Here is a 15,309-nt window from a genome sequence, read left to right on the forward strand (position 1 = left end):
GACGTGAAGCCGACAATTGTCCTACTTCGACAGAGCCAGAACAACCACTCGATAGCTATCGTCCCGGTTGACGCTGCCGAAGCCGAGATCCATTCTCGTTTACACCGGCGCCGGGCTTGCCGGGATTACGTGCGCGGGTAAATTGGCCGGGCGGTTATGTTTGGCCGAAGGCTTGTGTCATGATGATCCGACCGCAGGTTAGTCGTCCTCTTCCCTATATGAATAGATCTTCCGCGTTGCTCCTTGCTTTTGTCTTCCTCAGCGGCTGCCAGGCCTTGGCACCCGTTTCGTCGGACGGTACGCCGCCGGTCGAAGACAACACTCCGGCGCCTGAAAAGCCCAAGGTTTACAGCTCGTTCAGTGAAGAAACCGTCTTCAGCCTGTTGAGCGCAGAACTGGCGGGCCAGCGCAATCGTTACGACATTGCCCTGGACAACTACGTGACCCAGGCCATCAATACCCAGGATCCGGGCATCTCCGAGCGGGCATTTCGCATTGCCGAATACCTGGGCGCTGATCAAGCCGCTCTCGACACCTCGCTGATCTGGGCAAAAAACGCCCCGAACGATCTCGAGGCGCAACGGGCGGCGGCCGTGCAACTCGCCCGCGCCGGGCGTTACGACGATTCCATGGTTTATATGGAAAAAGTCCTGCAAGGCAAAGGCGACACGCATTTCGACTTCCTTGCCCTGTCTGCGGCCGATACCGACCAGGAGACCCGCAACGGTCTGATGAAAGGTTTCGACCGCTTGCTGCAGCGTCATCCGCACAACAACCAGCTGATTTTCGGCAAGGCCTTGCTGCTGCAACAGGATGGCGATGCCAAAGGCGCACTGACCCTGCTCGAAGACAACCCGCCGGATGAAGGTGAAATAGCGCCGATCCTGCTACGGGCGCGCCTGTTGCAAGGGCTCAACCGTGGCGATGAAGCCTTGCCGTTGCTGAAAAAAAGCATCAAGAAATACCCGGATGACAAACGCCTGCGCCTGACCTACGCGCGCACTCTGGTCGAACAGGACCGCATGGATGACGCCAAGGTCGAGTTCTCGAGCCTCGTTCAGCAATACCCGGAAGACGACGAACTGCGTTATTCACTGGCCCTGGTCTGTCTGGAAGCCAAGGCCTGGAACGAGGCCAAGGGTTATCTGGAAGACTTGATCGCCCGGGAAAGCCATGTCGACTCGGCACACCTGAACCTTGGGCGCATCGCTGAAGAGCGTAACGACCCCCAGGGTGCGTTGATCGAGTACGCCCAGGTCGGGCCGGGCAACGATTACCTGCCGGCGCAATTGCGTCAGGCCGATATTCTGATGAACAACGGCAGGACCGCCGAAGCCCAAAGCCGCCTGGCGGCCCAGCGCGACGAGCAACCCGATTACGCGATCCAGTTGTACCTGATCGAAGTCGAAACCTTGTCGGCCAACAAACAGGGCGACAAGGCCTGGAAAGTCTTGCAGCAAGCCCTGCAGAAATACCCGGACGATTTGAATCTGCTGTATACCCGGGCCATGCAGGCGGAAAAACGTAATGACCTGGCGCAGATGGAAAAAGACCTGCGACTGATCATCAAACGCGACCCGGACAATGCGATGGCATTGAATGCCCTTGGCTACACCCTGTCCGACCGCACCACACGCTACGCCGAAGCCAAGGCCCTGATCGAACAGGCGCACCAGATCAACCCGGAAGACCCGGCCGTTCTCGACAGCCTCGGCTGGGTGAATTTCCGCCTGGGCAACCTCGATGAGGCCGAGCGTTATTTGCGCCAGGCACTGGAACGCTTCCCCGATCAGGAAGTCGCCGCTCACCTGGGCGAAGTCCTGTGGGTCAATGGCAAACAACGCGAAGCCAAACAAGTCTGGAGCAAGTTCCTCAAGGAACAGCCCGACAGCCCTGCCCTGCGCAGCACCATCAAGCGCCTGACCGGATCAGAGACTCTTTAAGATTATGTTTTTGCGCCACATTATCGTTTTCAGCTTCATCGCCCTGCTCGCCGGCTGCGCGGGCTTCGGCGCCCGTGAATCGGTCGAGGGGCACGGCAACCCGGCCCAATGGCGCGAGCACAAACAGCAACTGGCCGGTCTCGATGGCTGGCAGATCAACGGCAAGATCGGCATCCGCGCACCGAAAGATTCGGGCAGCGGCACCTTGTTCTGGCTGCAGCGCCAGGATTATTACGACATCCGCCTCTCCGGCCCGCTGGGTCGTGGCGCGGCCCGCTTGACTGGGCGCCCCGGCAAAGTCTCGCTGGAAGTCGCCAATCAGGGCCGTTATGACGCACCGACTCCGGAAGCCCTGGTCGAAGAACAACTGGGCTGGAAATTACCGGTGTCCCATCTGGCGTGGTGGGTTCGCGGGCTCCCGGCCCCGGACAGCAAAAGTCGCTTGACCCTGGATGTCGACAGCCGCCTGTCCAGCCTTGAACAGGATGGCTGGCAGGTCGAGTACCTCAGTTATGCCGAGCAAAACGGCTATTGGCTGCCCGAGCGGATCAAACTGCACGGCACCGACCTTGATGTCACGCTGGTGATCAAGGAATGGCAACCACGCAAATTGGGGCAGTGAACATGACTGCGCCACGCCTGACTTTGCCCTCGCCCGCCAAACTCAACCTGATGCTGCATATTCTCGGTCGCCGTGAAGACGGTTACCACGAGCTGCAGACGATTTTTCAGTTTCTCGATTACGGTGATGAAATCACCTTCGCCGTTCGCGACGATGGCGTGATTCGGTTGCACACCGAATTCGCTGGCGTCCCTCATGACAGCAACCTGATCGTCAAAGCCGCAAAAAAACTCCAGGAGCAATCCGGCTGTTCGTTGGGCATCGACATCTGGATCGAAAAAATCCTGCCCATGGGCGGTGGAATCGGTGGCGGCAGTTCGAATGCGGCGACCACGTTGCTGGGTCTCAATCACCTCTGGCAACTGAACTGGGATGAAGACCGGCTGGCCGCGCTGGGTCTGACGCTTGGCGCCGACGTCCCGGTTTTCGTGCGTGGCCACGCGGCTTTCGCCGAGGGCGTGGGAGAGAAACTCACACCTGTAGAACCCGAGGAACCGTGGTATCTGGTGCTTGTGCCGCAAGTATCTGTAAGTACAGCAGAAATTTTTTCAGATCCACTGTTGACACGTAACACTCCTCCCATTAAAGTGCGCCCCGTTCCCAAGGGAAACAGTCGAAATGACTGCTTGCCGGTGGTAGCAAGACGTTATCCAGAGGTACATAACGCCTTGAATTTGTTAGGTAAATTTACCGAAGCAAAACTCACCGGAACTGGAAGTTGTGTGTTTGGGGGCTTCCCAAGCAAAGCTGAAGCTGATAAAGTCTCGGCCCTTCTTACAGAGACCCTTACAGGGTTTGTGGCAAAAGGAAGCAACGTTTCGATGTTGCATCGCAAGCTGCAAAGTCTGCTCTAAAAGGAATCGGGTACTGGGTACTCGTAGCAACAGATACAGGGGCGTCGCCAAGCGGTAAGGCAGCAGGTTTTGATCCTGCCATGCGTTGGTTCGAATCCAGCCGCCCCTGCCATTTTCCTATACTCATCCAGGTTACCCTCAGCCTTCAGGTACTGCGCGTGTCCAAGATGATGGTCTTTACGGGGAACGCCAACCCCGATCTGGCTCGGCGTGTCGTACGTCAGCTGCATATCCCTCTCGGTGACATCTCTGTCGGTAAGTTCTCCGACGGCGAAATTACTGCCGAGATCAATGAAAACGTCCGCGGTAAAGACGTCTTCATTATTCAGCCGACTTGCGCTCCGACCAACGATAACCTGATGGAACTGGTAGTGATGGCTGATGCCTTCCGCCGCTCCTCGGCTACTCGTATCACTGCTGTTATTCCTTACTTTGGTTATGCCCGTCAGGATCGCCGTCCGCGTTCCGCACGTGTGGCTATCAGCGCGAAAGTCGTTGCTGACATGCTTACCGTAGTCGGCATCGACCGTGTTCTCACGGTTGATCTGCATGCTGACCAAATCCAGGGTTTCTTCGATATTCCGGTAGATAACATCTACGGCTCCCCGGTACTGGTGGATGACATTGAAGATCAGCGCTTCGAAAACCTGATGATCGTGTCCCCGGACATTGGCGGCGTCGTGCGTGCACGGGCTGTTGCCAAATCCCTGGGCGTGGATCTCGGGATCATCGACAAACGCCGTGAGAAAGCCAATCACTCTGAAGTGATGCATATCATCGGTGATGTCGAAGGGCGTACCTGTATTCTGGTCGATGACATGGTCGATACCGCCGGCACTCTGTGCCACGCGGCCAAGGCCCTGAAAGAGCATGGCGCTGCCAAGGTTTTCGCCTACTGCACGCACCCTGTGCTGTCGGGTCGGGCGATCGAAAACATTGAAAATTCCGTGCTGGACGAGCTGGTGGTGACGAACACCATCCCGCTGTCCGCTGCAGCACAAGCCTGTGCGCGTATCCGCCAACTGGATATCGCACCGGTAGTTGCCGAGGCGGTCCGCCGCATCAGCAATGAAGAATCGATCAGCGCGATGTTCCGTTAAGGGCCCTGCCCTTTTCATTACATCCTGTTGACGAAAAGCGCCCCGCCCCGGCATTCCTGTCGGGGCGGGGCTTTTTTGCCCATATCGCCTTTAGCGCTGGTCGCAAACGCTGGGGCGAATGTGGTTATTTTGGAGATACAACATGAACGATTTTACTCTGAATGCTGAAGTGCGTTCCGACCTGGGGAAAGGTGCGAGCCGCCGCCTGCGTCGTCTCGCAAGCCTGGTTCCAGCTGTAGTTTACGGTGGCGACAAAGCCCCTGAATCCATCAGCATGCTGGCTAAAGAAGTTGCCAAACTGCTCGAAAACGAAGCGGCTTACAGCCACATCATCGAGCTGAACGTTGGCGGCACCAAGCAAAACGTAATCATCAAGGCTCTGCAGCGTCACCCGGCCAAAGGCCACGTGATGCACGCTGACTTTGTACGCGTAGTAGCTGGCCAGAAACTGACCGCTGTCGTGCCTGTACACTTCATCAACGAAGCGGCTCCGATCAAGAAAGGCGGCGAAATTTCGCACGTTGTTTCTGAAATCGAAGTGACCTGCCTGCCGAAAGACCTGCCTGAATTCATCGAAGTTGACCTGGCTGACGCCGAAGTCGGTTCGATCATTCACCTGTCCGACCTCAAAGCTGCTAAAGGCGTTGAGTTTGTTGCTCTGGCTCACGGTAACGACCTGGCTGTTGCCAACGTTCACGCTCCACGTGTTGCTCCAGAAGCTGCAGAAGGCGCTGCAGAGTAATTTTACTCTGTACGCCGGAGTGACCGGAAACATCGCGGACTAGAGCGTAGCGAGAAAGCAGGCGAGAACGCGGAGTTTACATAATGGTAAATGAGCACTTGTCGTCCGCTTTCGCCGCACTCCCTGATGACGGCGATGTTATCCACCACTTCAAGGAAGGGCCCCTATCGTGACTGCCATCAAACTGATCGTTGGCCTGGGAAATCCAGGCGCTGAATACGAACAGACCCGGCATAACGCAGGGGCCCTTTTTGTTGAGCGCATCGCGCAGGCACAGGGTGTCAACCTTGTGGCCGATCGCAAATATTTCGGCCTGACCGGGCGCTTTTCGCATCAGGGTCAGGATGTTCGTCTATTGATTCCCACCACCTATATGAACCGCAGCGGCCAGGCCGTGGCGGCACTTGCCGGTTTCTTTCGCATAAAGCCGGAAGAGATTCTGGTGGCGCATGACGAACTCGACCTGCCTCCGGGCGTTGCCAAACTCAAACAGGGCGGCGGCCATGGCGGTCATAACGGGTTGCGCGACATCATTGCGCAATTGGGCAATCAGAATACCTTTCACCGCCTGCGGCTTGGCATTGGCCACCCGGGCGTTGCCAGTATGGTTTCAAACTTCGTCCTGGGTCGTGCGCCACGCGCCGAACAGGAAAAACTCGATGCCAGCATCGACTTTGCCCTCGGCGTGCTGCCGGATATCCTCGCCGGGGAATGGAACCGCGCGATGAAAAACCTGCACAGCCAGAAGGCCTGACTCTTACCCGAGGGGAAACACCATGGGATTCAATTGCGGCATCGTCGGCCTGCCTAACGTCGGCAAGTCCACCCTGTTCAACGCCCTGACCAAGTCCGGGATTGCGGCCGAGAACTTCCCCTTCTGCACCATCGAGCCGAACACCGGTATCGTGCCGATGCCGGACCCGCGCCTGGAAGCCTTGGCGGTCATAGTCAATCCAAAGCGCATCCTGCCGACCACCATGGAATTCGTCGACATCGCAGGCCTGGTTGCCGGCGCCTCGAAAGGTGAAGGCCTGGGCAACAAGTTCCTCGCCAACATCCGCGAAACCGATGCCATCGCTCACGTGGTCCGCTGCTTCGAAGACGAGAACGTGATTCACGTCTCCAACAGCGTCGACCCGAAGCGCGACATCGAGATCATCGACCTGGAACTGATCTTCGCCGACCTCGACAGCTGCGAGAAGCAACTGCAGAAAGTCACCCGCAACGCCAAGGGTGGCGACAAGGACGCCGTGGTCCAGAAAGGCCTGCTCGAACAGCTGATCGCTCACTTCACCCTCGGCAAGCCTGCGCGCACGTTGATGAAGAACATGGGTGCCGACGACAAAGCAGTGATTCGTGGCTTCCACCTGCTGACCACCAAGCCAGTCATGTATATCGCCAACGTTGCTGAAGACGGTTTCGAGAACAACCCGCTGCTGGACATCGTCAAAGCCATTGCCGAAGAAGAAGGCGCCATGGTGGTTCCGGTCTGCAACAAGATCGAAGCCGAAATCGCCGAACTGGAAGACGGTGAAGAGAAAGACATGTTCCTCGAAGCCCTGGGCCTCGAAGAGCCCGGCCTGAACCGCGTGATTCGTGCCGGCTACGAGATGCTGCACCTGCAGACCTACTTCACCGCCGGTGTCGAAGAAGTCCGCGCCTGGACCGTGCGCGTCGGTGCTACCGCGCCACAAGCCGCTGGCGTGATCCACACCGACTTCGAAAAAGGCTTCATCCGTGCCGAAGTCATCGCCTACGACGACTTCATCCAGTACAAGGGCGAAGCCGGCGCCAAAGAAGCGGGTAAATGGCGTCTGGAAGGCAAGGATTACATCGTTAAAGACGGCGACGTGATGCACTTCCGTTTCAACGTGTAACGGTGACCGTGGATTTACACGGAACCCGATAGACTGAAAATCCCCGTAATCACTCGCTGATACGGGGATTTTGCTTTTTGGGATCCTGGTAGCGCGCAACCCTCTTACATGTGCTCTGCTAGATTGAAAACGGCTCATCCGTGATCTGGAGAACCGTCATGCTGGAGAAATTTGAACGCTATCCACTCATGTTCGGCCCTACGCCGATCGAGAAACTGAATCGCCTATCGGCGTGTCTCGGGGGCAATATCGAGCTCTATGCCAAACGAGAGGATTGCAACTCCGGGCTTGCGTTTGGCGGAAAGCTGGGTTCCATTCCCGGATGCGGTCTACGACCGGGTTGGGAATATCCTGATGAGCCGCGTGCTGGGAGCGGAAATTGACGAAACGGCTGAATATTTTGAGGATCCTGAAACAGGTATAAACCTCATTCAGGACGCGACATCTTTTTTCGTGGATAAAACCAGCACAACAAAGGCTACGGCGGCTCCTTTATCAGGAACCGCCACCGCGATGTTCACACTCGGTACTTACTCCGATTGAAGAACATCGAAGACCCCGCCCCCACTACCGCGATTGCAAAGATCCCGACATCAATGCTGCCAATGTAGGGTGGCAGCACAAACATCACGCCAAAGCCCAGACCGACCAGAGCAATACCGAGCCATTTCCTGAGTACGTAGCTCCTTACGCAAGTGTATAGCAGCACCATCCCCACACAGGCCAACGCATACTGACTGTAGAGACTCATGGGCCTATGTTCCTTGGGACTTGATGATACTGGGGGTGATGCTGAAACGGGTGACGCTGAAGACAATGCCGTGATTGGCGATAAATTGATTCCTGTCAAACTCCACTGCTCGCGTCCTTATCGAGTCCAGAAAGGCGCGAAGTGTCCACCAGGATAGTGATTTGCGCAAATTGCAATCACGGCTGCAGGTGCCCGCAGGCGCTCCGGGTCAGACTTTTTTGGTCCGTGGCAGAAAGATCGCCAACACCCCCAACAACGGCAAGAACGAACACAGGAAGTACACGTACTCAATGCCGTGAATATCCGCCAGATGCCCGAGTAGCGCCGCACCAATTCCGCCAAAGCCAAACATCAGTCCGAAGAACACTCCGGCGATCATCCCGACATTGCCCGGCACCAGTTCTTGCGCATACACCACGATGGCCGAGAACGCCGAGGCCAGAATGAAACCGATCACCACGCTCAATACACTGGTCCAGAACAGGTCCACATGGGGCAGCAGCAGCGTGAATGGCGCCACACCGAGGATCGAGAACCAGATCACCGCCTTGCGCCCGATCTTGTCGCCGATAGGCCCGCCGAAAAAGGTCCCCGCCGCTACCGCCCCCAGAAACAGGAACAGATGCAACTGCGAGCTGGCCACCGACAGGTCGAATTTCTCGATCAGGTAGAACGTGAAATAGCTGGTGAAACTGGCCATGTAGAAATATTTGGAGAACACCAACAGCCCGAGTACCACCAGCGCGCTGATCACTCGGCTTTTCGACAGACCGTGAGTCGCTGCCTGACCTTGCTTGAGCTTGAACAGGTTCAAGTGATTGGCGTACCAGCGGCTGATCCGGTACAGCACGAACAACGCAAACAGCGCGAACAATCCGAACCAGGCCACATTGCCCTGCCCGTAAGGAATGATGATCGCTGCCGCCAGCAACGGCCCGAAGGCCGAGCCCGCATTACCACCGACCTGAAACGTCGACTGCGCCAGGCCGAAGCGCCCGCCCGAGGCCAGTCGCGCGACGCGAGAAGCTTCCGGGTGAAAAGTCGACGAGCCGATCCCGATCAACCCCGCGGCCAGCAGAATCATCGGGAAGCTGCCGACCACTGACATCATCAGTATGCCGATCAGTGTGCAGACAGTACCGGCCGGCAATAGCCATGGCTTGGGATGACGATCCGTGTGGTAACCGACCCACGGCTGCAACAGCGAGGCCGTCAGTTGAAACGTCAGGGTGATCAGGCCGACCTGAGTGAACGTCAACCCATAGTTGGCCTTTAGCATTGGATAGATCGACGGCAGCACCGCCTGAATCAGGTCGTTGATCAAATGCGCCAGCGCCACCGCGCCGATGATGCGCATGACCAGCGGACTGCTTGGTGAAGAAGCGGGCACCGAGGTCGGGGCGGACTGAACGTTGCTGATAGCCATAAGAGTTTCCGTACTGCGGATGGGTGCGCACTGGCAGGTCGGTCAATGTGCCATTTTTCGGTGCAGTCGCGCCATCCCCTTAGCCTGCTAACGACTTCAAAAAAAGGTGATAGCGCAAAGCCATGGTCTGAATCTTGCCTTGCTTATCCGCTTCAACGCGGCCCCTTACAAAGGGGACCGAGAATGGGAAGTTTCGCTACAGAGTCGGCCTACAGAGCGGACCAAGGTGAACTTTCGAGGCCTTTTAGCAGGGCATCAGTCGTGGCCGCAATGGCTTCGACGCACGCCAATGGTGCGTGGTGTCCAGAGGAGTCATGGGGCATGCAGGCTTTTTTATCACCGGGGATCGGACTGCTGGGGCGTTTCGGCTTCGCGCGCAAATTTCAGCTGCTGTTTCTGCTGTTTATCCTGCCGCTGGCAGGCAGCTTGTGGATGATCGGCCAGGACTATCGTGACAAGTTGAGCCTGATCGCCGGCGAACGCGCCGGGGTCCGGCAATTGATTGCCCTGGATGCGCTCGACAACTTGCTCGCCGCCCAGCGTGACCGTGCCGCGCGCTGGCGCGCCACCGAAACCAACCGCCAGCCGACACCAGCAACCATCGCGGCGATGGCGGCGTTCGACACGGTTCAGCCGGCTGTGGCCCAGGCAATCACAGACTTGGGTAATGCCCTGAACGCCGAAGGCGCCGAGGGCGAGACCCTCACCCGCTATCAAGCCCTGCAAAGCGCCCTCACCAGCCTGGATTCGAAAAGCCTGAGCAGCGTTGGATGGTGGCCGGACGGCTATGATCGCTTCACCAATGCCTTGAGCGCCCTGCAAGCCTTGCGCGAACAAATCGCCATGGACAATCGCCTGACCCTCGCACCCTGGCTGGAAACTTATCTGCTGACGCAGATCTCCACTCAACACGCACCGGACCTGATCGAACGGATCGGTCGCCTCGCCGCGGTTGGTCAAGCTTCGGTGGTGTCCGGGCAGTTCACTCTGCAAAGCCGCCTGCAATTGCGCGACTTGCGCAGCCGCATCGGCGACGCTCGGGAACAGCTGGTGAAAACTGGTAGCCTGCTGGAAGCGCGCCTGCCCAGTGCCCTGCAAACCTGGGCCGGGCAGTACCATGACAGCCTCAAGCAGCTGGATAGCGGTTTGAAAGTGCTGGACGACGGCGTCTTCGGTGGCAGCATCAACCTCAAGCCCGAAGACTTCGAACGCAATCTCGACGCCCTCCTCGGCAACCTCGCCTCGCTGCGCCAGCAATCGTTGGTTTCGCTGGATCAACGGCTGGATTATTACCACGGCTCGGCCATCCGCCAGTTCATCCTGGTGGCGACAATTTTTGGCTGCCTGCTGCTGGCCGCGCTGTACCTGTTCATCTGTCTGCAGGCCTCTATCCGTCGCAGCGCCAGCGGCATCACGCTATTGGCCGAAGCGCTGCGTGACGGCAACCTGAGCCTGCAAGTGCCGGTACAGGGCCGCGACGAACTGGCAGCGATCAGCACCTCGCTGAACGTTGCGGTGGTACAACTGCGCAACAGTTTGCTGGGCGTCGATCACGAAACCCTGCAGCTGAGCAATGCGGTACGCACGCTCAACGATCACTCCAGAGGCGCTCTTGGCGAAGTCGAAGCCCAGCAGTTGCAGATCAGCCAGATCGCCGCAGCCGCCACGCAATTGGCCGCGACCTCCCAAGGCGTCGCCCAGAGTTGCGAACAGGCGTCTGGCAGCGCTCAGCATACCCAACGCATCGCTGCCGACAGCAGCCGCGACAGCCAACGCACGACAGCGAGTATTCAGCAGCTCAATCAGCGGTTGAACGACACCGCGGCAGCACTGGGTCGGGTCAGTGAGCAAGGGCAGCAGATTCAATTGGTGGTCGACACCATTCGCGGCGTGGCCGAGCAAACCAACCTGCTGGCCCTCAACGCCGCCATCGAGGCCGCACGGGCTGGCGAGCAAGGTCGCGGCTTTGCGGTGGTGGCCGATGAAGTGCGCAGCCTGTCGCAACGCACCCAGTCCTCCACCGCGCAGATCGCCGGCACCGTCGACAGCCTGCGCAGCACCGTGAACGAAGCGGTAAGCCTGATGGAGGCTGCCTGCGGCCAGGCGCAATCGGATGCGCAAGCCGTCACCGGTCTCGGCGAACGCCTGGGAGAAATCGCCAGCGCGGTGCAAAGCGTCACCGACACCCTGGCGCAGATCGCTACCGCCGTCGAAGAGCAAGCGAGCACCGCCGATGAAGTCAGCGGCAACATCCAGCAGGTCGATCAGGCGGCGGTACGCTTGCTCGAAGGCGCGCGGGCGGTGAACCTTGCCGCAGACACCTTGAGCCAGGGCAGCAAGGCCTTGAGTGCAAATACCGGGAGATTTCAGCTCGGTTGATGCCCTTCCCTGGCCCGATTTTTCGGGTCAGCGGGATAAGCGGTTGAAAGTGTGGAGAAATATTTTAGATTTACGCTTGACGCATCGTCGTTCCAGGTGAATAATGCGCGCCACTTGGCTACATAGCTCAGTTGGTTAGAGCATAGCATTCATAATGCTGGGGTCCGGGGTTCAAGTCCCTGTGTAGCCACCAAGTACTAAAAACGGCTTACCGAAAGGTAGGCCGTTTTTTTATGCCCCGAGAAAAGTGGCGGGCGAACCCTGATTTGCTTACCACTCCTTCGGCCGATAAAGTCCCCGGACCTTTTATCCCATGGACGGAGTGCCCCGCGTGTTCTCAGCCTTCCACTTGAGTCGCTATCGCCTGTCAGCCCTTTCGCTGATTGCCACCGCTTTGACTCTCGCCGCGTGTAATGCGCCGCCCCCTTCGCCTTCGGTCTCGACGTTGCCGGTCGCGCCGGAAATCGCCTCCGGTTATCGCACTGACCTGCAGACCCGACACGCCTCAAAACACATGGCCGCGGCCGCCAATCCGCTGGCGGCCGACGCCGGGCGGGAGATGCTGCGCGAGGGCGGCTCGGCGATTGATGCGGCCATTGCCATGCAAGCAGTGTTGACGCTGGTCGAACCGCAATCGTCAGGTATCGGCGGTGGCGCATTGATCGTGCTGTGGGACGGCAAGGCTGTGCGCACCTACGACGGCCGCGAAACCGCGCCGGCCGGTGCCACCGAGAAACTGTTCCTGCAAGCCGATGGCAAACCGATGCCGTTCACCCAGGCGCAGATCGGTGGTCGCTCGGTGGGTACGCCGGGTGTGTTGCGGGCGCTTGAGCTGGCCCATCAAAAGCACGGTCGTCTGCCGTGGGCGAGGCTGTTCGAACCCGCCATCAAACTCGCCGAGCAAGGTTTCGCCATCTCGCCACGACTGCATCAGTTGATCGCGGCAGACTCGTTTATCCAGCGCTCACCGGATATGGCCGCCTACTTTCTGAATGCCGACGGCAGTCCGAAAGCCATCGGTACGCAACTGAAAAACCCGGCACTCGCCGCGGTGTTGAAGCGTATCGCCACGGAAGGTCCCGACGCGCTGTACAAAGGCCCGATCGCAAAAGAGATCGTCGCCAAGGTTCAAGACCATACCAACCCCGGTAGCCTGTCGCTGACCGATCTCCAAGGCTACAAGGCCAAGGAACGCGCGCCGCTGTGCACCGACTACAAGCGCTGGCAGGTCTGCGGCATGCCGCCTCCGTCGTCGGGCGGGATCGCCGTGGCGCAAATCCTCGGGACCTTGCAGGCATTGGAATCTCGCGAACCACGTTTTGCCCTGGCACCACTCAAACCAATCAAGACCAGCAAACCGGCGGGCATTGAGCCGTCACCTGAAGCCGTGCACCTGATCGCCGAAGCCGAGCGCCTGGCTTACGCCGACCGCGCGCAGTACGTCGCCGACACCGACTTCGTGCCCGTACCGGTCAAAGGGCTGGTCGACCCGACTTACCTGGCCAGCCGCGCCGCCTTGATAGGTGATCGCAGCATGGGCATGGCCAAACCCGGCACCCCGCCGGGCATTCAGGTTGCCTACGCGCCGGACCGCTCGCCGCTGCGCATCTCCACCTCGCAGGTGGTGGCGGTCGATGACGAGGGCGGCGCCGTGTCCATGACCACCACCGTGGAAGCGGCATTCGGTTCGCACTTGATGGTCCAGGGTTTTGTGCTCAACAACCAGATGACCGACTTCTCGTTCATCCCCGAAGAGAATGGACAAAAAGTCGCCAACCGCGTCGAACCCGGCAAACGCCCGCGCTCGTCCATGGCGCCTACGCTGATCTTCGACCGTCGGAGCGGCGAATTCCTGGCCACCGTCGGTTCTCCCGGTGGCTCGCAGATCATCGAGTACGTGGCCAAATCCACCATCGGCCTGCTCGACTGGAACCTCGACCCGCAAACCGCCATCAACCTGCCCAACTTCGGCAGCCGCAACGGCCCGACCGAACTGGAACAGGGTCAATTCAGCCCGGCGCTGATTCAGGCGCTGAAGGACAAAGGGCACAGCGTGAGCGAGATCGACATGACCAGCGGGACTCAGGCGATTGTTCGGGTCAAGGATGCGCAGGGGAAAGCTGCGTTGGCTGGCGGGGCCGATCCACGGCGTGAGGGGAAAGCGCTGGGGGATTGAGTCGTACGCGGGAATAAGAAAAGGCTTACCGGCAGGTAGGCCTTTTTATTGATAACGTCTTGTCCTGATAAGGGGCTACTCACGCTGGACAGATAACATCAAGTCGATAGTTGGTTGGCAAACTGCCCGACCGCGTTGACCACTTTCTGCGCACCGTCCTGGATCTCGACGATCACCGTGCCCGCCTCCGCCGCCAGCGCCAGACCTTGTTCAGCCTGCAGTTTGCCGTCGGTCATCAGGGCCACGGCGTTGCGCGCCATGTCCTGGTTCTGACGCACGACGCCGACAATTTCATCGGTCGCCTGGCTGGTGCGCGAGGCCAATTGCCGGACTTCGTCCGCCACCACGGCAAACCCGCGCCCCTGTTCACCGGCGCGAGCCGCTTCGATGGCCGCGTTGAGCGCCAGCAGGTTGGTCTGTTCGGCGATGCCACTGATGGTTTTGACGATGGTACCGATCACCAGCGATTGCTCGTTCAGCGCTTCGATGCCTTCGCCGGCGGTTTGCATGTGTTTGGCCAGGTCACGCATGACGTCCACCGCTTGAGTCACCACGGCAGTACCGCGCTGTGCACTCTGGTCGGTTTGCTGAGAAGTGCTGTAGGCAATGTTGGCTGCTTCGGCGACGGCCTGCTCCTGATTGACCTGATCGGTAATCACCGTGGCGAACTTCACCACTTTGTAGAGCTTGTTGTTGGCGTCGACCACGGGGTTGTAGGAAGCCTCCAGCCAGACCACGCGACCGTGGCTGTCGATGCGTTTGAAACGATCGGCCACGAACTCGCCGGCGTTCAGGCGACGCCAGAAGTTCTGATAGTCGGCGCTGTTGTATTCCTCCGGCTCGCAGAAAGTGCGGTGATGTTTACCCTGGATCTGCGCCAGGCTGTACCCCATGCCGCTGAGAAAACGCTCATTGGCCGTCAGCACGTTGCCATTGAGGTCGAACTCAATGACTGCCGTCGAGCGCACCAGCGCGCCAATCAGGTTTGCATGTTCACGGGACGCCTCGATGGTACGGGTCAGGTCGCTGGAGTAAATCGAGAAGTGCTTGATCCGGCCGTCCGAGGACCGCACCGGCTGCATGATCGAACGCAACCAGGCTTCGGCGCCGTTGCCGCGCAGCAAACGGACGGCGCCGGCAAAGTGCTCACCACGGGTCAGCGCGGCCCTGAAGCGGTGGTGGAATTCATCTGACTTCACATGAGCCGGGACAATGTCTTCAATGTGTCGACCGACCAGATCGTTGCTCTTGTAGAGCATCTCGCCCATGAAGTTCTGGTTGACCGATTGAATCCTGCCATCGGCATCAAGGGTCAGGACCAGCATTTCGCTGTCCAGGCTCTCCTTGACTTGCTGAAGGCTGGAGAGTTCTTCGCGAAGAGCCGACAGCTCCTGCTTCAAGCGTTTATTGAACATGGGAAAGCACCGATGGACAGAGAT

11 protein-coding genes, 2 tRNA genes and 2 pseudogenes are annotated in these 15,309 nt (G+C 58.8%); 12 read left to right on the plus strand and 3 right to left on the minus strand.

All coding sequences use genetic code 11. The features are described from left to right. Nucleotides 1-218: 218 nt before the first annotated feature. The 9 genes and pseudogenes from PSH64_RS25395 to PSH64_RS25435 form a co-directional block, all read left to right on the plus strand. Nucleotides 219-1,943, plus strand: coding sequence for a tetratricopeptide repeat protein (locus tag PSH64_RS25395; RefSeq protein WP_305479071.1), 1,725 nt, complete (start codon nt 219-221; stop codon nt 1,941-1,943). Nucleotides 1,944-1,947: 4 nt separating this feature from the next. Beyond that, nucleotides 1,948-2,565: a lipoprotein insertase outer membrane protein LolB gene (gene lolB / locus PSH64_RS25400; RefSeq protein ID WP_105348019.1), complete on the plus strand. Its 618-nt coding sequence runs from the start codon at nt 1,948-1,950 to the stop codon at nt 2,563-2,565. Between the two features lie 2 nt (nt 2,566-2,567). Next, nucleotides 2,568-3,419: a 4-(cytidine 5'-diphospho)-2-C-methyl-D-erythritol kinase gene (gene ispE / locus PSH64_RS25405; protein WP_305481208.1), complete on the plus strand. Its 852-nt coding sequence runs from the start codon at nt 2,568-2,570 to the stop codon at nt 3,417-3,419. Nucleotides 3,420-3,456: 37 nt separating this feature from the next. Then, a tRNA-Gln gene (locus PSH64_RS25410) sits at nt 3,457-3,531 on the plus strand. 46 nt (nt 3,532-3,577) lie between these two features. Then, complete coding sequence (locus PSH64_RS25415; RefSeq protein ID WP_003171603.1) at nt 3,578-4,519, plus strand: ribose-phosphate pyrophosphokinase; 942 nt, start codon at nt 3,578-3,580, stop codon at nt 4,517-4,519. Nucleotides 4,520-4,661: 142 nt separating this feature from the next. Next, nucleotides 4,662-5,261, plus strand: a complete 600-nt coding sequence (locus PSH64_RS25420) for a 50S ribosomal protein L25/general stress protein Ctc (RefSeq protein ID WP_105348023.1) — start codon at nt 4,662-4,664, stop codon at nt 5,259-5,261. 169 nt (nt 5,262-5,430) lie between these two features. After that, complete coding sequence (gene pth, locus PSH64_RS25425) at nt 5,431-6,015, plus strand: aminoacyl-tRNA hydrolase (RefSeq protein ID WP_007939748.1); 585 nt, start codon at nt 5,431-5,433, stop codon at nt 6,013-6,015. 22 nt (nt 6,016-6,037) lie between these two features. Then, nucleotides 6,038-7,138, plus strand: a complete 1,101-nt coding sequence (ychF, locus tag PSH64_RS25430) for a redox-regulated ATPase YchF (protein ID WP_105348028.1) — start codon at nt 6,038-6,040, stop codon at nt 7,136-7,138. A gap of 158 nt (nt 7,139-7,296) precedes the next feature. Then, a pseudogene (locus PSH64_RS25435) lies at nt 7,297-7,543 on the plus strand (aminocyclopropane-1-carboxylate deaminase/D-cysteine desulfhydrase family protein); the annotation flags it as partial. Nucleotides 7,544-8,097: 554 nt separating this feature from the next. On the opposite strand, the gene PSH64_RS25445 reads toward PSH64_RS25435, so the two are convergent. Next, nucleotides 8,098-9,315 (minus strand): MFS transporter, encoded by a 1,218-nt coding sequence (locus PSH64_RS25445; protein ID WP_305479074.1) that lies wholly within the window; start codon nt 9,313-9,315, stop codon nt 8,098-8,100. A gap of 321 nt (nt 9,316-9,636) precedes the next feature. Between PSH64_RS25445 and PSH64_RS25450 the strand changes: the two genes are divergently transcribed. The 3 genes from PSH64_RS25450 (at nt 9,637) to ggt (ending at nt 13,870) form a co-directional block, all read left to right on the plus strand. Continuing rightward, nucleotides 9,637-11,694, plus strand: a complete 2,058-nt coding sequence (locus tag PSH64_RS25450) for a methyl-accepting chemotaxis protein (protein WP_305479076.1) — start codon at nt 9,637-9,639, stop codon at nt 11,692-11,694. A 116-nt stretch (nt 11,695-11,810) separates the two neighbouring features. Beyond that, nucleotides 11,811-11,887 (plus strand) — tRNA-Met (locus PSH64_RS25455). A gap of 138 nt (nt 11,888-12,025) precedes the next feature. After that, entirely contained in the window at nt 12,026-13,870 is a 1,845-nt protein-coding gene (ggt, locus tag PSH64_RS25460) for a gamma-glutamyltransferase (protein WP_305479078.1), read from the plus strand. 98 nt (nt 13,871-13,968) lie between these two features. Here the strand turns inward: ggt and PSH64_RS30540 are convergent, their stop codons facing one another. Continuing rightward, on the minus strand, nt 13,969-14,577 hold the full coding sequence (locus tag PSH64_RS30540; protein WP_370694485.1) for a methyl-accepting chemotaxis protein: 609 nt from the start codon (nt 14,575-14,577) through the stop codon (nt 13,969-13,971). Then, nucleotides 14,557-15,285: pseudogene (locus PSH64_RS30545) on the minus strand (PAS domain-containing protein); the annotation flags it as partial. The pseudogene PSH64_RS30545 and the gene PSH64_RS30540, both read right to left, overlap by 21 nt. Between the last annotated feature and the right edge of the window lie 24 nt (nt 15,286-15,309).

Source organism: Pseudomonas sp. FP1742 (genome assembly GCF_030687145.1).
Lineage (GTDB): Bacteria > Pseudomonadota > Gammaproteobacteria > Pseudomonadales > Pseudomonadaceae > Aquipseudomonas > Aquipseudomonas frederiksbergensis_D.